This is a genomic window from Macrococcus armenti (assembly GCF_020097135.1).
Taxonomy (GTDB): domain Bacteria; phylum Bacillota; class Bacilli; order Staphylococcales; family Staphylococcaceae; genus Macrococcoides; species Macrococcoides armenti.
This window is the reverse complement of the sequence record NZ_CP083608.1, coordinates 1073267-1092050: the sequence shown is the minus strand read 5'-3', so window position 1 is coordinate 1092050 and position 18784 is coordinate 1073267. Positions and strand designations below refer to the sequence as shown.

The following is an 18784-nucleotide window of genomic DNA, read 5'->3' as shown; positions in this document are numbered from 1 at the left end:
AAGTGAGTGATTGGATGTTTACATTAGGAGATATTAGTTTTTATGAAATTCCAAACTTTTTATTAATTACGATTGTCGGAATGCTTGTTATTTCAATTTTATTCGGATTATTAATGGGTCGATTTATTTTTGCGCCAGTAGTAACCTTTTTACTATTAGCAATATCAGCATTTATACTGCCTAATTTTTATGATATTAAATATCAGCCGTTATTAGGATATGCCGGATTTTTGTCAGTAATTGCTTTAATTTTAAGTATCATTTTCTGGTATATGACACGTGATCGCAGAAAAGCAAAACGCATGAAGCAAAAAGCATTAGATGAACAAAAACGATATGATAATATGCAGAATCAATCAGAGATGGAATCTGTAAAACGTCATGAAAAATAGTAACGGCGCCGGAACTGTGTTCCGGCTTTTTTAATTTTATTTTTTACATAAATTTTATATTCACTTTACATTTCTCCGATAAAATATATAAGACTATTGTTTAAACGGAGGATATTATGAATAAGTTACATAAAGTTATTACAGCATTTGCAGCTTCAGCGATTATTACAACAACATATGCGCAGGCACAGAGCGTAAATCATTATGGAAATCAATCAAATATTAAAGTCGAACAACTTGCGAGATACCATTCTAATACAGAATATGGTGAAAGCGGAACAGAAATTGTAAGTTTTGATTCTAAATATAACCAGGCATATTCGATTAATGGTGCTTTAAATGCCGTTGATATTTTAGATATGACGCATGTAACGCGTGGTGAATTTCCATTAAAGAAACGTATTTTCTTAAAAGATATTGGTATTGAAGGTTCTGATATTACTAGTGTCGCTGTAAATAAAAAATATCATTATATTGCTGTCAGCATTCCAGCATCTGACAAAACAGATGCTGGAACCGTTGCGTTTTTAAATCATGAAGGAAAATTACTAAGTTATGTAAAAGTCGGTAGTCTACCTGATATGTTAACATTTTCACATGATAGCAAGAAGTTGTTAGTTGCGAATGAAGGTGAGCCGAACGATGATTTAACTGTGAATCCAGAAGGTTCAGTTTCTTCTATTAATGTTTCGCGTAATGGTATTATTAAGCAGCACAATGTTAAAACAATACCGTTTAATCGTGAACAAATTAGCCATGATATCCGATCTTTAGGTAGAAATGAAGATGAAAGTTTCTTAAATCTCGAACCTGAATATATTACGATTGATGATCAGAATAAATTTGCATATGTATCCATTCAGGAACGTAATGCTATCGCTAAATTCGACTTAAAACGTAACAAATTTGTTAAAGTACAGAGTATGGGGCTTAAGGATTACCGCAAAGTTCCAATTGATGTATCTGATAAAGATAATACAGTTAATATGAAAAACTATCCATTATTTGGTATGTATCAGCCTGACGGTATTGCACAAATGAAAATTAAGGGCAAAACTTATATTCTTACTGCAAATGAAGGTGATACTCAGGATTATGATGGTTATAGTGAAGAAGCGCGAATCGCCGACATTAGTGATCAATTTAATTATAATAGCTCTTACTTAAATGGTACTGATCAGGCGCTATTTAATGATAAGAAGGCTTTAGGTCGTTTAAAAACTTCGACTTCAAATCCTTTTGTTAATAAGAACGGGAAATATGATGTTCCAGTGACATTTGGAGGGCGTTCATTCTCTATATTAAATAGCGATTTATCAATGATTTATGATTCTAAAGCAGACTTTGAGACAATTACTGCTGCAGCAAATAAAGACGCATTTAATTCAGAACAGGAAAATATGGGAGATGTGAAATTTGATTCCCGCAGCGACGACAAAGGTCCTGAGCCCGAATCAGTTGTAACTGGAGATATCGGTAAATCAACGTATGCTTTTATCGGTTTGGAACGAACAGGCGGTATTATGGTTTACAACGTTACAGATCCATATCATCCAGTATTTGAAACGTATTTCAATTCAATCGATAATGGCGATATTTCTCCTGAAGGGTTAACTTTTATTCCAGCTGAAATGTCACCAACACAAAAACCATTATTGCTTGCGAGTCATGAAATGTCTGGGACAATTGCAGTATATGAATTATCAGCAAAGTAATAAAAAAACAAGAAGAGGCGTATATTACGCTTCTTCTTGTTCTCTATACAACTTCCGATAATATATATTATGTAAACTAAGTTATTAAAAAATAATCGCTTTATTTAGCGATTATTTTTTAAGCTTATGTTTTATTTGTGATGCTTTAATTCGTGCATTTGTTAATAATTCAAACATATAATATTTCGGTTTATTAATTGGTTTCGTAAAGTCTCCAACAAGTTCTTCAATTTGTGCGTTAAATCCTCGTTTAAAACGATATACGCCATAATCTTCGCCATCTTCAGTGAAATCTCCAGATACACCATAGAAATTATAACGATCATATCCATGTTCTAAACAATAATTAATCATATACCAATGCATTGCATATGGACCCATAAACTTATTATATTTCGTACTTGAACCACCTGAGTAATAATTCACTTCGAAATGATTTTCAAAAAACATTCCTGATGCTAAATTGAGAATTTTTCCATCTGTTTGTCTCAATTCGCTTATTTCCAGCAACTCTTTTTGCATGTGTTCAATTTCACGATCAAACTGTTCAATTTTCTTTAATTGTTTATCGGATTTATTATCATTTGCCATCAGTTTATCTCTTGATGCTTCTGCAGATGTTAAATCTTCTGTTAATTTATCGATATATTCGTCTAAATCGATATATGCTAGTGGTAATAATACTTTATCTCCATAGCATTCATTAAAACCTTCCATATAAGCATCAGGTCTTGATATAAAACCTGCACGTTCTTCAGTTTCACGATATAAATCTAAAAAGATGTTCAGTTCATCTTTTTGTAACAATCTTATTTTTACACCGTATTTCTGTGCTTTTTTAACATTTCGTTTTCTTTGTGAATCGAATTGTTTCATTAAAGATTGTGGTGTTTCACCATTTAGATACATAACGCTCATCCATCGTACTTGCTGATCTGCTGTATAACCTCTCGTAAAACCTTTATGTTTGTATCCAAGCGAGATAAGCTGGTCGATGATTGCATCATTTTGTGTTCCATCTTTCGGGTTCACATCTTTGTCGTATAGTTTGTATATCCAGTATGGGTCAACCTTGACAAATACAGTTTGATTTCGCTTTAAATAACGATCTAATTCTCTGAAATAGAAGTCAACTAATTTCGAGTCTTTATAATCCATTACTGGCCCTCGGTTAGAATAGTACTGATATCCTCCAATCATAGGAATTTTTGAGAACAAACTTGCTGCGATTACACGGTCCCCTTCTTTAACGCCTAGTAATACGACATGATAACCGTCACGTTCTCTATTTTTTATATTTTCTTTCATCTGAAAGTAATGGCTCATCTGTGTAGTTTGCCATACGAAATCATCATATTCCTGAACCGTTAATTCTGTAAACTTCATTTGATTGCCTCCAACTTCGTTCGCTTATCCTTTAAGCATTGAGTATGCCTTATATGCTAATTTGTTAACTGGTAATGTAAAGTCGCCGATATATTCAATCACATCTGCGTTATAACCTTTTTTAAATTTAATAACGCCGGCATCTGGTGCATTTTCACTAAAGTCGCCACTAATGCCGTAGAAGTTATAGTAATCAATGCCGTGTTCAAGGGCATAATTAATCATATGCCACTGTATTGCATAGCTTCCCGAGAAATGTCTGAATTCATTAGAAGATCCACCGGCATAATATACAACTTCATGTGGATTAATAAAGTAAAATGCAGCTGCAACTGGTAGTGTATCGCCATGTTCTGATTGTAATGACTGCGCTTCATTTAATTTTTCGAGCGCGGCATCTTTTTGTCGTTCATTATCTGCGACTTTATTTGCAGCTTTTTTGTTATCCGGTTTTTTTTCTATTTCAGCTTTCGACTTTTCGATTGCTTGCTCTAAAGTTTTAACTTCAGCTTCTAGTTCCGGTATATACGTCGTAAAGTCAATATATGCTACCGGCATTTTAACACGGTCGCCGTATTGATTTAATCGAGAAATATAATAATCATCCCCACGATCTTCGAAATCTTTTTTATCGCTTGTATCCTGCATAAATGAGCGGAAGATGTGGAGTTCATCTACTGTTAAGTCACGAACCTTTATACCGTTTTTAATGACTTTCTTTGTATTTCTTTTACGTAAGCTATCCATATCTTTGATCAACTGATCTGCAGTTTTACTACGTAAATCCAAAATTGAATGCCAGCGTATCTGGTTAATTGGATGAAATCCGGTCGTGAATCCTTCGTGAACAAATCCTAACGCCTGTAATGTATCGAATATATCATCCGTTTTATATGTTTCCAGTATTTCACCATCATGATTACGTTTTTGATACGGAACATAAGGATCGATTCGTAAATGTAGCGCATTATGTTTTTTCATGTACTGCATCATTTCTTTAAAGAAGAAAGTTACAAGTTCCTTATTGTGAAAGTCCATCACGGGACCACGATTCGAATAGAAATATTTAAATACTTTCATCACAGGTACCGCCGTAAACAAGCCAGCAGCGATTACTTCATCATTGTCATCTACAACTCCAACTATATGTGTATCTACTCCTTCAGATACTTTTAAATCATAGTTAACAGCCATCTGTGTGAAATGACTTTTATGCTTATCGGTAAAAGTTCCGAATGCTTCTCGTGTTAAATTTACAAATTTCATTATTTACTGCCTCCAATTATTATCTCATGCATCATATTAACATATTCAAGCTATAAATATCATATAATACATATTATTCTTCGCTTATTTATATGTATTTCATCCCTTATCATGATTTGTATTTTTAAATGATACATGATAAAATTCGATTATATAATCGAATTTCTGTAAATTCGTCTAAATAATCGAATTGGAGGGTTAAGATGTTATCATTATTTATAATGGATGTGTCAAGCAGTACGCAAATGAATAATCAGTCTAATATTCGAAATGCTATGGAAAATATCACTGCACAAGTTGAAAGATGGTCTGAGCCACTACAATTTAAATATACGAACTTCAGGATGGGCGACGAATTATTCTTTGTATGTGATAACCTTGCATCGACGCTACTTATCTCTTATTATATAAAATTAATATGGCCATTTAAAGCACAGCCTGTAAAGTTTGGGATTGCAGCAGGTGATGAGCCGTTACCTGATATGAATATCGAGCATTGGAACAGTAAGTTAACAAAACTTGCACGTACAAATTTAGAACAGATTAAACGTTCAGATATAACAGATTTTCAATTATCGATTTACGACATGAATACCGATATTTATAACGATGTACTATTTCCCTATTTTACTTCAATTGTTAAAGCACATTCAAAGTTGCAGCAGTCAATACTCGTTCAATCGCTATATACTGAAACGCAAAAGGAAATAGCTCAAATCAATCATAAAAGTGAATCTACAATCTCATCACATCTTAATAAAGCGCAGTATAAACAGTTATCTCTTATAAAGAAACATTTGCTGACATTCGATACCGATATTCGTATAGAAAAGAATATTAAAGCTTCACTTAAAGGAGGACTACCATGGTATTAAAAAGTATCATCATGCTTATCGGAATACTTTTTTATCTCCTCTCAGGGCCTTTCATCAAATATGTGCTGGCAATTATGAGTACGAATGTTATGAAAACGTCTGATCATATCGGTTTACTCATCGGATATATTGAAAGAATGCTGTTATATTATTTTTTATACTCGGAGAATATACTGCTATCGGACTTGTTATTGCGAGTAAGTCTATTTTACGATTCAATGACTTAAAAGATGATCAGCACAATCATAATCCTGATAAAATCGATAAAAAGAGTGAATATATATTGCTCGGGACGATGCTGAGCTTACTTATCGGCATGATAAACGGTATTTTATTTAAGCTTATATTCATCATTTAATAAAGCCGTAGCGTTTGCTACGGCTTTATTTTATAATACTTTCACAAATGCTTCTGCGACATCCGTACTTGATTGCGGATTTTGTCCTGTTACAAATTTACCGTCTGATACAACGTTTGATTCGAATGCTTTTCCTTTAACGAAACGCGCACCATTTTGTTCAAGTTCTGTTTGAAGCGCAAAGGGTACATTTTGATCAAGCTTCATCTGAGTTTCTTCTTCATTCGTAAATCCAGTAAGTTTAACACCGTCAATTAAATAGCTACCACTTTTCAGTTTCGCACCTACAAAGGCACTTGGACCATGGCATACTGCGCCGATTACGCGATTATCATCTTTAAAGAATGCTAATATATTTTGTACATCCGCATCTCCAGGTAAATCATACATCGTGCCATGTCCACCCGGAATAAATACACCATCATAATTCTCGAATACAACGTCTTTCAGTTTCAATGTCTCACCCAGCTTCTGTACGACATCCTGAAACGTCTTCGTTTCATCATTTTGAGTTGAGTTTGGATCGAGCGGCACTGCACCACCTTTAATAGATGCAAAGTCAACTTCGATATTGTTACGTTCAAATACTTTGTAAGGCTCTGCAGCCTCACCGAGCCAAAGACCAGTTGGTGTTCCGTCGTTTAAAGTGTCGTGATTTGTTAGAATCATTAATACTTTTTTCGTCAATATAAACACTCCCTTTCTTTGATATACACTTATTATATCGAAGAAAGGGAGTGAATAAAAATATTTAACCTATAATACAGCGCTCATCACATAATGATAAATCAGTTTTTCTGTATTCAGCAGCGAATCTTTATGTGTGCGTTCCATTGCATGGCTTGATTCGATACCTGCACCGAACAATCCATGTTTAATATCATGACCCGCATGCATTGCAGCACTTGCATCACTGCCGTAGTATGGATAAATGTCCACTTTGTAGTCGATGTTGTTGTCTTTACAAAGCTTTACTAAATGTTGCTTCAATTCATAATGGTATGGACCTGAACTGTCTTTAGCACAAATTGAGACGGTATATTCATCTGATGACTGACCGTCACCTAAAGCACCCATATCAACAGCAATGTATTCTACAACTTGATCCGGAATGTTTGAATTGCCACCGTAACCAATTTCCTCATTATTAGAGAAATAAAAATGCGTCGTATGTGGTAATTGAATGTTTTCAGACTTTAAATAACGCAATAACTGTATTAACATTGCCGCACTTGCTTTATCGTCCAGATGGCGCGATTTAATAAAGCCTGATGCTGTAATTTCGCAACGTGGATTAAATGTTATAAAGTCACCGACGCTAATACCTAATTTTTCAGTGTCTTCCTGAGATTTTACAACTTCGTCAATACGTACTTCCATATGATTATCATCACGCTTAATATCACCTGCGTTACGATATACATGTACACTTGTTTCATGAAGACAGATTGTTCCTGTATATACTTTATCAGCAGTATGAATCTCGCAATATTCCCCTTCTACTGCATTCCATCTGAAACCGCCGACCATCGACAGACGAAGACGACCGCTCGGCAGAATTTCTTTAACCATTGCACCTAACGTATCAACATGGGCCGTTAAATATTTATGACGTGTATCATCTTTACCAGGAACAGTAACTAATACCCCGCCTTTATTCGTCTGCTCTACATTATAGCCAACACTCTCTAAAGTTTCAGTCACATAAGCAATTGCCTTAAAAGCAAACCCGGACGGACCTGGAATACTTACTAAACGCTCAATCTCCTGCATCGTGCTATTTACATCTGGATACATTTTCATTCTCCTTTTCAAATTTGCTGATAATTTAATATTATCTGATAATGAGGAGGAGTACAATGGTTGATAAGAAAAATACAAAAACTTTCAGTTAACTGAAAGTTAATTAAATTTTCTAAGGAATTATCAGTCTACTGAAAGCTTTTAGTTTTATGAATTGTGATTACTTTTTAAGATTTTCTATTTTCTTTTTAAGTTTGATAACATCCTGTATATTTATGTCAGGATCAAGTATCATTTGTTCTAATTTATATTCTAATAGCTGTAAGTGACTACTATCAGTCGTTTGATATTCTTTTTGTTTTGTGTCATCTAATAATTGTTGTTGTTTTATGACATATTTATACTTTGTCGTATTATTTATAAATTGCGCATCATGAGATATAATCAGAAAACTTCCAGGATAATCTTTTAAGAATTGCTCTAATGCCTGCATTGTAGCTATATCAAGGAAATTTGTCGGTTCATCTAGGATTAACAAATCATAATCACCGAGTAGTAGTTTTATGATTTGTAGTCTGACACGTTCTCCACCGGATAGAAACTTAACTGTTTGATTCAATCTCGAATAATCAAATCCCAATGCACCAAGTACGTTTCTAATAAGTATATCGTCCTGTATCGATGTACTTTGCACATTCTCAAATATACTTTTTTGTTCGTCTAACGTCGTTAAATTTTGTGCAAAATAACCTATTTTTATATTTGGTTTATAGTAGCCATTAATTTTCTTTTCAATTAATCGTCTAATAAAAGTTGTCTTACCACTCCCATTAGGTCCTGTTATTGCAATTTTATCCCCTTGAACTAGCTTGAAGATGCCCGATTGAAATAATAGATGATTTTCAATGCTAACGGAAAAATTATCTAAATGAATTAACGTAGCACCTGTATGTTTTAATTTACCTATTGCTTTAATCTTAAATTGTTTGTCACTCAGAGGCTTTTCTACTTTTTCTATTTGTTCCATTCGTTTTTGCAGAACTTTACTTGATTTAGCGATTGCTTTTTCCTGACTGTCATAAGCACCCATTCTTGAGTTGACTTTATAGTCGGAAATACTAATATTCTTCTTTCTTTTTTTAAAGTTTGAGGCATGTTTATTTCTTTCAATTGATTCTTGCTGGAGTTGATTAATTTTCTTTTGATACTGTTCATATTCTTTTAATTGTTGCTCATACTGTTTCTTTTTTTGTTCATCGTAATCATCATAGTTACCGGTATATATATTAAGTTTTTTCTCTTCTATTTCTAATATTTTTTGTACTGTTTGATTGAGTAATGATCTGTCATGACTCACGATTATCATTGTTCCTTGAAATTGATTGATTTGATTGATGAGCCACTTGATATTGTTCATATCTAAATTAGTGGATGGCTCATCAAGTAACAATAAAGCATTATTGCTGTTAAAAGCATCAAGTAAGTAACTTTTCGTCTGTTCCCCGCCTGACTGGCTCGTTATTTCTTTCAATTGTGGAACATATTTTGTTTGAAACGGATTAGTTATTACACCTGAATATGAAGTATCTTTTTGGGCAATCATTTTAAGTAAAGTTGATTTTCCACAACCATTTTTACCGATTAAGCCAATCTTATCTCCTTGGTTAATCTTTAATTGGTCTATTTTGAATAAAGTAGTATCTTTAACTTGTTTATTAATATTATGAAATTGTAGCATCATGTCATTCTTCCTTTCATCTTTTAATATATGAAAGTCCAAATGATGATATAAAAAAGGACATAGTAATCCTATCATCACAAATTATTATATTGTATTCAATATCATCATTTGGATTTATAGAATTACCATGACCTTTTACCTCGTCCTTTTAGATTAGTGTAATTATACCACACATATTCAATTTTAACACGCTCAATATAAATTGCTTAATGCTGTTTCAACTGCCGTGTCGCAACTTCTAACATTCTAATGTTTAAAGCATACTGTTCAGCAATCAAGTTATATACGCCGTCTTCTGATAATACACCCATTTATCTCGTTATTTTAGATAGGTGTAATTACAATTATGCCTTATGGCCCGCAATCAATCCATTACGTTTACGCGCTGTTCCTTGTTCTGTGTAGGAGATTGCACGGAGTACGCTATTTTTCCCGAAGCGAGTGCGTAGTTCATCAATCGTTCTTTCTAGACGCTCTTCCTTCGCGCGTTCAAACTCATCGACAAATAATGACAACTGGCGATCTTCCTCTTTCATAAGGTTTGTAAGTGCAATGTTGACAGTACGGTACATCCTTCTCTGATCACACTTCTGCTGCATAAATCCCCAGACGACTCTAAATACGTCTGAAGTTAAATTTGTACCTTCAGCTAACGTATAACTCTTGCTTACACTCCCCTCGTCACTATACCCTACCGTAAAACTAATTGTTCTCGCGATACGATTATCAGCACGGAGTCGAAATGTAATCTCCTCTATATGCTCAATTACAACTGCACGGAGTTCATGGAAGTGATAATCACGCATTAAAATCTGACTCTTATTGACAGAAGGTTTATAAATGCGATGTTTCTCACGTATAATACTGGAATCAATACCATTCGCATGTAGATGCAGATCCACACCAATGACACCGAAATCCCGTTTTAAATAATGGTGAGGATAATTGGCAAGCTGACCAATGGTGAATATACCTTTCTGGTTAAGCTTCTTCTCGGTGCGACGATTAATCCCCCAGAACTTGCTTAACGGCTCAATCGACCACATCTTCTCCGGTACATCTTCATAATGCCATTGTGCCACACCGTCAGGCGCCTTTTTAGCTTCCATATCAAGTGCAATCTTGCTTAATAACACATTTGGACCGATACCTACAGCACAACGTACTTGAGTTTTATCATAAATCTCATTCTTTATCTTTAACGCTAAGTCATAGCTTGAATCGGCGAACAACTTATAACTGTTTGTCACATCCATAAAAAATTCATCAATGCTATATTGATGATAATCTTCTGGTGCAACGTATTTCAGAGCGATTTCAGAGATTTGACTTGCGACCTTTAAATATTCCTTCATTGAGGGATTGATAATATAAATATCCGAATGATGCGGAATTTCGAATAGACGTGATCCGGTCTTAATACCGATGTCTTTAAGTGGTGGCGTCGCAGCAAGGACAACAGATCCCTGGCGCTTTGTATCTGCTACAACAGCGAGCTTTGTCGTCATAGGATCAAGCCCTTTCATGATGCAGGAAACACTGGCAAAGAAACTCTTCTGGTCAATACAGAGAACATCTCTTCTCTCGCATAAACTGTAATCATACATATTAAGCACCCTCTTTATAATCTTATGTTAAATTAATCATAACAGAACATACGTTCGTTTTCAATAAAAATAGAACGTATGTTCTGTTTAAAAATAATAAAAAAGTAGCCTTTATAGACTACTTTGAACAGAATTACCAATTGTCAAACTAACATCGATAGGATTATTTTTAATATATAAATTATTCATGACTTAACGGAGTTGAATAAGCATTTCCTTTTTTCTTTGATACATTGTTCCATCTTTCTTGATTAAAATCTACATATTGATCATAACGTATCTCTATTAATATGAAAGTAAGTAAAGCCAAACATAGAATAAAATAATAAAGGTTTATGTTTATTCAGTTTTTTTCTGCTTCGCATAGCTATAATTTCCTAAATACATGTTTACATTTTTATCTTCAATCCAATAAGTAACATCAAAAAACTTATCAAGAAAATATCTATCATGCGAAACAGCGATAATATGCTAGTTCTATTTCAAAGTTATAACTTTATACATTATCTTTATTAATAATTAAATTAATAAATGCTTCTTTTTCTTGTGTATATTTAGGTCTGTCATCTGCGTATTGTGTAGATAGTTTCTCTTTTAAACGTTGATATTCCATTCTAGCATCTGAATGTGAACGTAAATAATCTCGAAACTTTAATAATTCGATATATTTCTGCTGTCCTTTATTTACTAAATGAATAAAATGGGTATGTTTTTGAAAAGAATCATCCTCAAATTTCGCCAACACAATTTCATCATCTTTTTCAATACGCAATCTATAAATACCTATTGTCTTTAATGCTTCAAAAAAAGATTCAGGAAGTGACATATAATCTTCAACGCCTATTAATATATCAATAATAGGCTTAGCTGATAAACCAGGTATAGAAGTACTTCCAATGTGATGAATGGCGTTTTTGTCTAACTTCACAACTTTAAGAATTTCATTTTTAACATGATTATATTCATCTACCCAAGTTTCTTGGTATTCACTTAATACAACCTGACCACGATTAACCCCTAATGACATTGCGTCCAACCCCTATCAATTGTAATATATTTATTATATAGAATTTTCGGAAAATAGAGAATAATAATACGTATGAATAAAGGAAAGGATTTTGAATCTGCAAATATATTTGTATAACCTCATAAAAAACATATATTTTAAAGCACAAACCCATCGCTCAAATATTTGAGTGATGGGTTTTTAAAATCAGTATATCCAGGAGTAAAATGTAATAATTATATACATAATAACTCGTAAGTGGTACAATAATATTGTACAAGGAGGCGATAAAATGAAAGTCACAACTTATTCTAATGCAAGATCAAATTTTAGAAAAATAATAGATATTGTTAATGAAGACTGTGAACCTTACACAATCACAACAAATACGCATAATGCCGTGATATTATCTGAACAAGACTATAATAGTATGATTGAAACACTTTATTTACAGAGTACACCAGCGAATGCCGAAAGATTACAAAAAGCGATTGATGAATCAATTAATAAAAATAACTTACTTCAAGTTGAGATTGATTTAGATGCCTAAGAAAAAGATACTATTTTATTCAAGTGGTTTTGAAGATTATACGTACTGGCAAACTAACGATAAAACTGTATTAAAGAAAATAAATAAACTAATAAAGAGTATTATGATTGATGGTGCAAATGAAGGTATAGGTAAGCCAGAAAAATTATTAGGAAACTATACAGGTTGCTATAGCAGAAGGATCACTCATGAACATAGGCTCGTATATAAGATAGAAGATGATTTAATTTGTATTTTACAATGTCGTTTTCATTATAAAAGGTAGAATAGCTATTCATTAGACTATTCTACCTTAATTTTTTATAAATTTTATAATTAACTTCATCTCTTTTACTTTGAATCGTCTCAAATCGTTCTATCGTCCACGGTTCCCAAAATGTCTGTCCTTGCTTGTTAAAGACATATTTGTCATCAATCGCATAACATGCATGTGTAAGTAAATCGTTATAATAGAAACAGATAACATCTCCACTATTAAATGAAGATGCCACTTCTTTGTATCCAAGACGATTAAGGAAGAGCATAAAGGTTTCCTGATGCACCCACTGTTCTAATATAAATGGATTTTTAGTTAATGCATACAGTGTTGCCGACAAACAATTTGCGCCATGGTTTTCCGGGAATTTATTATGCAATGCAGTAAGATGAGATATTGAACTGAACTGCGTAATATCTGTTTTGCTAGGTTCATCATCGAACTGTTGGATAAACCTTATTTGTTCTTTTTGAGAAAGCGTATCCCAATATGCTGAAGTGATTAATCTATCAACATGGATCAGCTGAATGCCATTATCAATCATTTCTTGTTTCAATGCATCTTTAAATGTATTTTCTATGCTTTCATACCACACTGGTTCAGCTACAATAACAAATTCATATGTCAGATGCCATGTTTGATACGTTGAATTATTAACAACATTCGATAAGCTACTGTTTTTCTTAAACTCTTCTTTCGGAACAACTAAAGTGTTTAATAAATAATGCTGATGTTCATTTAAGAAAGCTTCTGATATAAAGAAAAGATCAAACTCGAACTTCAAATTCCGCATGTTAACTACCCCACTTTAATAAACTTGCAATATTTATCCCATAATTCTGGTATTAATTCATCTAAATTTTGTTCAATTTCATTCGGTGCTACCCACTTAGCATCAACGACTTCTTCATCTTGAAGGGTGACTGTGATGTTATTCATTGGTGCTTCGTAAAGATAAGTTTCAGTAATATAATGCGAATGCATCGTGTAGCCTTTAAATTGAATGTCTTCTAAAGATGCATAAATACCTGCTTCTTCAAGTAACTCACGATGTGCAGCAAGTACACCATCTTCTCCTGCAACAGCAGATCCTCGACTACACTCCCATTTCAAACCAAGTGGTTTATCAGGATGACGTTGTGTAAGTAGCAAATCACCATTTGGTTTTTGTACCCAGATTTCTACTACTAAATGGTACAATCCATCAGGTACTGTAACGCCTCTTTCATGGAGGATACCCGTATTTTGTCTATTCATATCTAGAAGTTCCCATATTTCACCCAAGTGTATCCCTCCAATATTTTAATTCGCAATTTTATTATATTTATTATTTTAAATTGAGAAATAAGTGGTCGAAATAATCTACAATTCGCCCACTCAAAACGATAATAATCGAAATAATAAAGATTATTTATACCATTTAGGAATTACAATATTAAAATCTTCATAATACTTACGTTGTACTTCAAATTCTTGTTTCATGACTTCTATTTCTTTGTCACCAAATGGGACTGCCCATGGTAATGAAGATAAGATATTCGTCGCGATATAAACAGATAATACTTCCCAAAAATCAATCGGTACTTTACCATAAAAATATCCATCGACGCGCCCTCTACTAAATGCCTCACTCGTATTTACACACCAGCTGATACGATTGAATTCTTCAAATGATTCACCGATACTACATCTATCAAAATCAATAATCCATAATTTACCTTTTTCGTCAATGACCATATTCCCAACATGATAATCGCCGTGGTGGAAGACAACAGGTTTATCGATGATACAATTTTCATACTTATCTATTACATTAAATAAACACTGATCGTTATCGTATTTATATTCACAGTTTAGATACATCGATTTCTTACGTTCGATTTTCTTTAGGAAAAAGTCACGCCATTCAAACTGATTTGCTCCAGGTATAGCATGAATGGCTTTCAATATTCTCCCGGCTTCAAGACCAAGTTCATATTGTTCTTCTAAAGTTAATGTCGGCAATATTTCTTTAGCTTCATGACCTTCAATCCATTGGTATAATAAATAATAATGATTATGATACTCGCCGTGTGATACTAATTGTTGCACAGGAAGTCCTAAGTCCATACACTGCTCAACTAAATAAATTTGCAATTTAATATCCTCTATTCTATCCATAGAAGAAAGACGTAATAAGTACTTATCATACTGACTTGTAACAATATATTTTTGATCATCCGACCAGCCTTTATTAAAGCTTTCTAACTTCACAAAATGAAAGCCTGGCAAATGATCATTTAAATCATCAATATGCATGGCACCCTCCTAAATATGTGTTTCAAAAAAATGTGATAAAGATACCTTTCTTCCTTCCGTATCCCAATCATGATAAAGTTTAAATAAACGTGATACATCTCCATCTACATGCCTTACAAACTGAGTGATTTTAACAAAACTCATCCTGTAATGAAACATAATATATTCCTTTGGGTGCGAGTAAATATCATATGTAAAGTGTTCTAAAGGTAAGTCACCGAATTCATTTAAATAATATTCGTAAAGTGACTTTTCAAGATGATAGATGTCTTCGAATAACTGTTCATCAAAAAAGAACTTTCTTGGAAGATACGTCGCCATTCCTTCTTCAAACCACATATCTTCACACGTTGGATGCTCTTCATCAAATTCAGCAAGAAATAGATCAATATGATGTGCGAGTTCATGTCCTAATATTGCAAGCATCTCATCTTTAGTGTGTGCGGCATAAAATGACATATATTTATCTTTTAAAGCTTCTGGTAGCAACGCTGTTAAATATCGTGCCCAATAATCACGATCAGCACACATATAAATCGCTTCATCTCTCGTAAAAGCAGGTACTGGTTTTTCAAGTACCTCCTCCATCACAAAACGTGATGTCCAGAATATACCATGTGGTATATCCTTTAACTGAAAATAATCTTCAAGATATTGTTGGAAATCATTTATTTGCGTATGGAAATATGTAATATCATCATGATACTTATTTAGATCAGCTGCTTGTTCAAAAGTATAGATTGGTTTCATTAATATGCACCTTTCTGTATTTATCATAAGAAAAAAATATATAATGTCATTATACAGAAAATTCTTACAAAAAGGTGATTCGATGTTAAAACAAGTTTATGAAATTAACGATGAAATTTTAGCGTTATTGTTATTAGCAGACCCTTCGATTGAAATGATTAATCAATATATTAGTGAAAGTTCAATCTATATATTAGAACAAAGTAAACCTATTGGTGTTGTCGTATTAAAAGAAGTTAGTGAATCAACCATTGAAATAATGAATATTGCAGTTAGTGAAGCTTATCAAGGAAAAGGTTATGGAAAGTTGATGCTAAAAGAAGCAGAAAAAATAGCGAAGTATTCGGGATATAACAATTTAATCATTGCAACAGCCAATTCAAGTCTAAACCAACTCGCATTATATCAAAAGTGTGGATTTAGACTTCATGAAATAGAAAAAGACTTCTTTATCAATGCATATAAAGAAGTCATAATTGAAAATGGTATAAGAGCGATGGATAAGATAATACTTAGTAAATTGGTGTGCTAATCACTCATAATGTCCATATGCTGAATAGATTGTTACAATTTTATCTTCGTCATTTACTGTATAAACAACACGATGTTGTACATTTATCCTTCTCGAATAAAATCCCTTTATTGGGGGAATTAATTTTTCGAAAGAATGGTTATTATTGTATGGATTTTCTTTAAGCTGATTAATGATTTTTAGAAAATTCGTTTCTAAGTGCGTGTTTTTTATCTTCTTTAAATCTTTCTTAACACTAGATTTCATTACAATTTTGTACATTATATATTATCCCAAGTACTGTCAAAATCAATTTCTTCTTCGTCTTTACGTTGTTCAATTTGATAAGCAATACCTTTTTCTAATAAGAATAAAGTTTCCTGAATAGCATTCCAATCATCTTCACCGACTAAAACAGCACCTTTTTCTCCAATTTTAGTTGGTGCGATATATATTTCTTTACTATCTTCATTAACAGATTTGATGATGTTGAAAAAATCTTTTCTAGCACTTGTTGGTGTATAAGTATTCATAAATGACCCTCCCATAACGTACATTATCGTGTACATTATAACATTAGAGTTGGGATTGTCCAAATAAATATATCTAAATTCCTCCTTATTCTTATTCATGATTAATAATATGTTCAAAACCTTTATTCTCATCTAACAGTTTTTCTTTTAATATTGCCGGTTGAATATTAATCTTATCGATTTCATTTATTGGGAACCATCTATACTCCAGATCCTCTCCATTTTCATTTCCGACTATAGACATCCCTCTATCCCATAATGATTTAGAATGACAAAAATAATAAACACCAAGTTCATGGAATGATGTTTCTTGTAAATGATATGTTTGTTCAATGAAAATAGCACATTGTACTACATCGATGTCAGTACATAATTCTTCTAATACCTCTCTTTTTAAGGCTGTTTTAGAGTCTTCCAGCATTTGAACTTTGCCGCCTGGCGGTGTCCAGTAATCATTGAAGTTCTGTAATAATATATGATCATTTTCTATAATTAGCGCTGAAGCTCTATATTTGAAACGTATATTATCGTGTGTAAATGTGATGTCCATAAATTACTCCTATAATAATATAATTTTATTTAAAGAATCTTTGATTAATATATCATATAATTAATTCAATATATTTACAACAAAGGTATAAATGAAAGAAATATTGAAAATTCAAGAAATCATATAAAATAAAACTCCGGTTCTTTAACCGAAGTTTTTCATTTTTTGATATAATATGAATTAATTTTTATTTACTAAATTTAACGAACACTTTCAAAATAAACTTCATCTTCATCATAATAATCAACAGAGCTGCTGACAAATACATGTGTAATTATCACGAATGTATGACCCATATCTTCTACGTTATGAATTGCAGGAAATGTGAATGGAATTGTTTCTGACCCTCTGTTTTCGATTGTAAAAGTTGCTAACTTCTCGTCTAAGTACTCAAACTGACTCATTTCATCATTATTTTTCTTACGCTCAATTAAAGACAATTCAATGTGATCGATTTCCAGACCATCCAGTTCATGCACATCAACTACACCTTTAATATCTTCATCTAATCTAAAAGACGTTTTCTCCAGCTTCGTATCAATTTTAGAATCTCCAATGCCAATAGATGTTAATAGTTCTTTAAACATAATGACCCTCCTGAAATTAGTTAGTACTATTGTCGCATAGTTCAAATAAAATTAAAAATCATTGAATATTAATATTAGAACATAGTGCTTATAAAATTAATTCATAAGAATAACATAATTCATCATGCTCATCGATATATTCCGTTTTTATAAAAAAACCTAATGACTCAAACAATCTTTGAGAAGCCTTGTTATAAGAAAATACTTTTGAAACTGTAAGACAAGAATATTGATAAAATTGAGCGATTTCTATTAACAATTTTAATGCTCTCTTACCAAAACCTTGACCAATAAACCTATCGTCACCAATAACTATCGGTATCATAACAGGTGATAATGTAATATCCCCTATTGAAAGCCATTTGTTTTCAAAGAAACATTCTATTATATAAACATTACCGATACGATTTAAATGTGAATACATACGGAAAACCGTTTGCTCATCATATACAGTAATATGCTTTCCTTCTGATCCTAAAAGGACTCGTTCACTACGATACCACTCTGCACATTTTTCTAAATCATTACATAAATCAATTTCACGTAATCTAATTTTCATGTTATCTCCTCATTGTTAATTAGTGGATAATATTAAATAAAATTTTAACATAAAAAATATCTTCCTTTTTATTATGTTTATTTTCACATATAATAGGTAAA

The 18784-nt window shown here is 32.6% G+C and carries 23 protein-coding genes; 6 read left to right on the top strand and 17 right to left on the bottom strand.

Going from position 1 to position 18784, the window contains the following annotated elements:
* The first annotated feature begins 14 nt into the window (after window positions 1-14).
* On the top strand, window positions 15-392 hold the full coding sequence (locus LAU42_RS05615; RefSeq protein WP_224184694.1) for a hypothetical protein: 378 nt from the start codon (window positions 15-17) through the stop codon (window positions 390-392).
* A 116-nt stretch (window positions 393-508) separates the two neighbouring features.
* Window positions 509-2107 (top strand): choice-of-anchor I family protein, encoded by a 1599-nt coding sequence (locus LAU42_RS05610; RefSeq protein ID WP_224184693.1) that lies wholly within the window; start codon window positions 509-511, stop codon window positions 2105-2107.
* A gap of 111 nt (window positions 2108-2218) precedes the next feature.
* Here the strand turns inward: LAU42_RS05610 and LAU42_RS05605 are convergent, their stop codons facing one another.
* The gene (locus tag LAU42_RS05605; protein WP_224184692.1) at window positions 2219-3493 is read right to left on the bottom strand and encodes an aminoacyltransferase; all 1275 of its coding nucleotides are present in this window, start codon (window positions 3491-3493) and stop codon (window positions 2219-2221) included.
* A 24-nt stretch (window positions 3494-3517) separates the two neighbouring features.
* The gene (locus tag LAU42_RS05600; RefSeq protein ID WP_224184691.1) at window positions 3518-4759 is read right to left on the bottom strand and encodes an aminoacyltransferase; all 1242 of its coding nucleotides are present in this window, start codon (window positions 4757-4759) and stop codon (window positions 3518-3520) included.
* Window positions 4760-4962: 203 nt separating this feature from the next.
* On the opposite strand from LAU42_RS05600, the gene LAU42_RS05595 reads away from it, so the two are divergent.
* Window positions 4963-5634 carry a hypothetical protein gene (locus LAU42_RS05595; protein ID WP_224184690.1) on the top strand — a complete coding sequence of 224 codons (672 nt, stop codon included), beginning with the start codon at window positions 4963-4965 and terminating at the stop codon, window positions 5632-5634.
* Window positions 5635-6022: 388 nt separating this feature from the next.
* Here the strand turns inward: LAU42_RS05595 and LAU42_RS05590 are convergent, their stop codons facing one another.
* The 6 genes from LAU42_RS05590 to LAU42_RS05565 all read right to left on the bottom strand — a co-directional run bounded on the left by LAU42_RS05590 (window position 6023) and on the right by LAU42_RS05565 (window position 12110).
* On the bottom strand, window positions 6023-6679 hold the full coding sequence (locus LAU42_RS05590) for a type 1 glutamine amidotransferase domain-containing protein (RefSeq protein WP_224184689.1): 657 nt from the start codon (window positions 6677-6679) through the stop codon (window positions 6023-6025).
* A gap of 69 nt (window positions 6680-6748) precedes the next feature.
* On the bottom strand, window positions 6749-7789 hold the full coding sequence (locus tag LAU42_RS05585) for a M42 family metallopeptidase (RefSeq protein WP_224184688.1): 1041 nt from the start codon (window positions 7787-7789) through the stop codon (window positions 6749-6751).
* 166 nt (window positions 7790-7955) lie between these two features.
* Complete coding sequence (gene abc-f / locus LAU42_RS05580) at window positions 7956-9476, bottom strand: ribosomal protection-like ABC-F family protein (protein ID WP_224184687.1); 1521 nt, start codon at window positions 9474-9476, stop codon at window positions 7956-7958.
* Between the two features lie 206 nt (window positions 9477-9682).
* The gene (locus tag LAU42_RS05575; RefSeq protein ID WP_224184686.1) at window positions 9683-9787 is read right to left on the bottom strand and encodes a DUF4298 domain-containing protein; all 105 of its coding nucleotides are present in this window, start codon (window positions 9785-9787) and stop codon (window positions 9683-9685) included.
* Between the two features lie 33 nt (window positions 9788-9820).
* Complete coding sequence (locus LAU42_RS05570) at window positions 9821-11083, bottom strand: Y-family DNA polymerase (protein WP_224184685.1); 1263 nt, start codon at window positions 11081-11083, stop codon at window positions 9821-9823.
* Between the two features lie 496 nt (window positions 11084-11579).
* The gene (locus tag LAU42_RS05565) at window positions 11580-12110 is read right to left on the bottom strand and encodes a GrpB family protein (protein ID WP_224184684.1); all 531 of its coding nucleotides are present in this window, start codon (window positions 12108-12110) and stop codon (window positions 11580-11582) included.
* A gap of 271 nt (window positions 12111-12381) precedes the next feature.
* Here LAU42_RS05565 and LAU42_RS05560 point away from each other — a divergent pair, with 271 nt between their 5' ends.
* The gene (locus LAU42_RS05560) at window positions 12382-12639 is read left to right on the top strand and encodes a type II toxin-antitoxin system Phd/YefM family antitoxin (protein WP_224184683.1); all 258 of its coding nucleotides are present in this window, start codon (window positions 12382-12384) and stop codon (window positions 12637-12639) included.
* Window positions 12632-12904, top strand: a complete 273-nt coding sequence (locus tag LAU42_RS05555) for a Txe/YoeB family addiction module toxin (protein WP_224184682.1) — start codon at window positions 12632-12634, stop codon at window positions 12902-12904. Before LAU42_RS05560 ends, LAU42_RS05555 begins: the two co-directional genes overlap by 8 nt.
* 22 nt (window positions 12905-12926) lie before the next feature.
* Here LAU42_RS05555 and LAU42_RS05550 read toward each other — a convergent pair whose 3' ends face one another.
* From LAU42_RS05550 to LAU42_RS05535, 4 genes are all read right to left on the bottom strand, one after another.
* Entirely contained in the window at window positions 12927-13688 is a 762-nt protein-coding gene (locus LAU42_RS05550; protein WP_224184681.1) for a hypothetical protein, read from the bottom strand.
* 5 nt (window positions 13689-13693) lie between these two features.
* On the bottom strand, window positions 13694-14179 hold the full coding sequence (locus LAU42_RS05545) for an NUDIX hydrolase (RefSeq protein ID WP_224184680.1): 486 nt from the start codon (window positions 14177-14179) through the stop codon (window positions 13694-13696).
* Window positions 14180-14302: 123 nt separating this feature from the next.
* On the bottom strand, window positions 14303-15193 hold the full coding sequence (locus LAU42_RS05540; protein ID WP_224184679.1) for an aminoglycoside phosphotransferase family protein: 891 nt from the start codon (window positions 15191-15193) through the stop codon (window positions 14303-14305).
* Between the two features lie 9 nt (window positions 15194-15202).
* Complete coding sequence (locus LAU42_RS05535; RefSeq protein ID WP_224184678.1) at window positions 15203-15943, bottom strand: hypothetical protein; 741 nt, start codon at window positions 15941-15943, stop codon at window positions 15203-15205.
* A gap of 43 nt (window positions 15944-15986) precedes the next feature.
* Between LAU42_RS05535 and LAU42_RS05530 the strand changes: the two genes are divergently transcribed.
* Window positions 15987-16475 (top strand): GNAT family N-acetyltransferase, encoded by a 489-nt coding sequence (locus LAU42_RS05530; RefSeq protein WP_224184677.1) that lies wholly within the window; start codon window positions 15987-15989, stop codon window positions 16473-16475.
* On the opposite strand, the gene LAU42_RS05525 is transcribed toward LAU42_RS05530, so the two are convergent.
* The 5 genes from LAU42_RS05525 to LAU42_RS05505 all read right to left on the bottom strand — a co-directional run bounded on the left by LAU42_RS05525 (window position 16476) and on the right by LAU42_RS05505 (window position 18683).
* Window positions 16476-16736 (bottom strand): Txe/YoeB family addiction module toxin, encoded by a 261-nt coding sequence (locus LAU42_RS05525; protein ID WP_133418826.1) that lies wholly within the window; start codon window positions 16734-16736, stop codon window positions 16476-16478.
* The gene (locus LAU42_RS05520) at window positions 16736-16987 is read right to left on the bottom strand and encodes a type II toxin-antitoxin system Phd/YefM family antitoxin (protein WP_086042489.1); all 252 of its coding nucleotides are present in this window, start codon (window positions 16985-16987) and stop codon (window positions 16736-16738) included. The genes LAU42_RS05525 and LAU42_RS05520 overlap by 1 nt, the downstream gene beginning before the upstream one ends.
* A 91-nt stretch (window positions 16988-17078) precedes the next feature.
* Window positions 17079-17537, bottom strand: a complete 459-nt coding sequence (locus tag LAU42_RS05515) for an NUDIX hydrolase (RefSeq protein ID WP_224184676.1) — start codon at window positions 17535-17537, stop codon at window positions 17079-17081.
* Window positions 17538-17737: 200 nt separating this feature from the next.
* The gene (locus tag LAU42_RS05510) at window positions 17738-18124 is read right to left on the bottom strand and encodes a sporulation protein (protein ID WP_224184675.1); all 387 of its coding nucleotides are present in this window, start codon (window positions 18122-18124) and stop codon (window positions 17738-17740) included.
* 88 nt (window positions 18125-18212) lie between these two features.
* On the bottom strand, window positions 18213-18683 hold the full coding sequence (locus LAU42_RS05505) for a GNAT family N-acetyltransferase (protein WP_224184674.1): 471 nt from the start codon (window positions 18681-18683) through the stop codon (window positions 18213-18215).
* Window positions 18684-18784: the final 101 nt, after the last annotated feature.

Coding starts and splice junctions, on each gene's coding strand:
- LAU42_RS05595 (WP_224184690.1), top strand. CDS start 4,963: ATGTTATCATTATTTATAATGGATGTGTCAAGCAGTACGCAAATGAAT.
- LAU42_RS05505 (WP_224184674.1), bottom strand. CDS start 18,683: ATGAAAATTAGATTACGTGAAATTGATTTATGTAATGATTTAGAAAAA.
- LAU42_RS05535 (WP_224184678.1), bottom strand. CDS start 15,943: ATGAAACCAATCTATACTTTTGAACAAGCAGCTGATCTAAATAAGTAT.
- abc-f (WP_224184687.1), bottom strand. CDS start 9,476: ATGATGCTACAATTTCATAATATTAATAAACAAGTTAAAGATACTACT.
- LAU42_RS05555 (WP_224184682.1), top strand. CDS start 12,632: ATGCCTAAGAAAAAGATACTATTTTATTCAAGTGGTTTTGAAGATTAT.
- LAU42_RS05575 (WP_224184686.1), bottom strand. CDS start 9,787: ATGGGTGTATTATCAGAAGACGGCGTATATAACTTGATTGCTGAACAG.
- LAU42_RS05550 (WP_224184681.1), bottom strand. CDS start 13,688: ATGCGGAATTTGAAGTTCGAGTTTGATCTTTTCTTTATATCAGAAGCT.
- LAU42_RS05600 (WP_224184691.1), bottom strand. CDS start 4,759: ATGAAATTTGTAAATTTAACACGAGAAGCATTCGGAACTTTTACCGAT.
- LAU42_RS05615 (WP_224184694.1), top strand. CDS start 15: ATGTTTACATTAGGAGATATTAGTTTTTATGAAATTCCAAACTTTTTA.
- LAU42_RS05565 (WP_224184684.1), bottom strand. CDS start 12,110: ATGTCATTAGGGGTTAATCGTGGTCAGGTTGTATTAAGTGAATACCAA.
- LAU42_RS05520 (WP_086042489.1), bottom strand. CDS start 16,987: ATGAATACTTATACACCAACAAGTGCTAGAAAAGATTTTTTCAACATC.
- LAU42_RS05610 (WP_224184693.1), top strand. CDS start 509: ATGAATAAGTTACATAAAGTTATTACAGCATTTGCAGCTTCAGCGATT.
- LAU42_RS05540 (WP_224184679.1), bottom strand. CDS start 15,193: ATGCATATTGATGATTTAAATGATCATTTGCCAGGCTTTCATTTTGTG.
- LAU42_RS05530 (WP_224184677.1), top strand. CDS start 15,987: ATGTCATTATACAGAAAATTCTTACAAAAAGGTGATTCGATGTTAAAA.
- LAU42_RS05510 (WP_224184675.1), bottom strand. CDS start 18,124: ATGTTTAAAGAACTATTAACATCTATTGGCATTGGAGATTCTAAAATT.
- LAU42_RS05605 (WP_224184692.1), bottom strand. CDS start 3,493: ATGAAGTTTACAGAATTAACGGTTCAGGAATATGATGATTTCGTATGG.
- LAU42_RS05560 (WP_224184683.1), top strand. CDS start 12,382: ATGAAAGTCACAACTTATTCTAATGCAAGATCAAATTTTAGAAAAATA.
- LAU42_RS05585 (WP_224184688.1), bottom strand. CDS start 7,789: ATGTATCCAGATGTAAATAGCACGATGCAGGAGATTGAGCGTTTAGTA.
- LAU42_RS05525 (WP_133418826.1), bottom strand. CDS start 16,736: ATGTACAAAATTGTAATGAAATCTAGTGTTAAGAAAGATTTAAAGAAG.
- LAU42_RS05515 (WP_224184676.1), bottom strand. CDS start 17,537: ATGGACATCACATTTACACACGATAATATACGTTTCAAATATAGAGCT.
- LAU42_RS05570 (WP_224184685.1), bottom strand. CDS start 11,083: ATGTATGATTACAGTTTATGCGAGAGAAGAGATGTTCTCTGTATTGAC.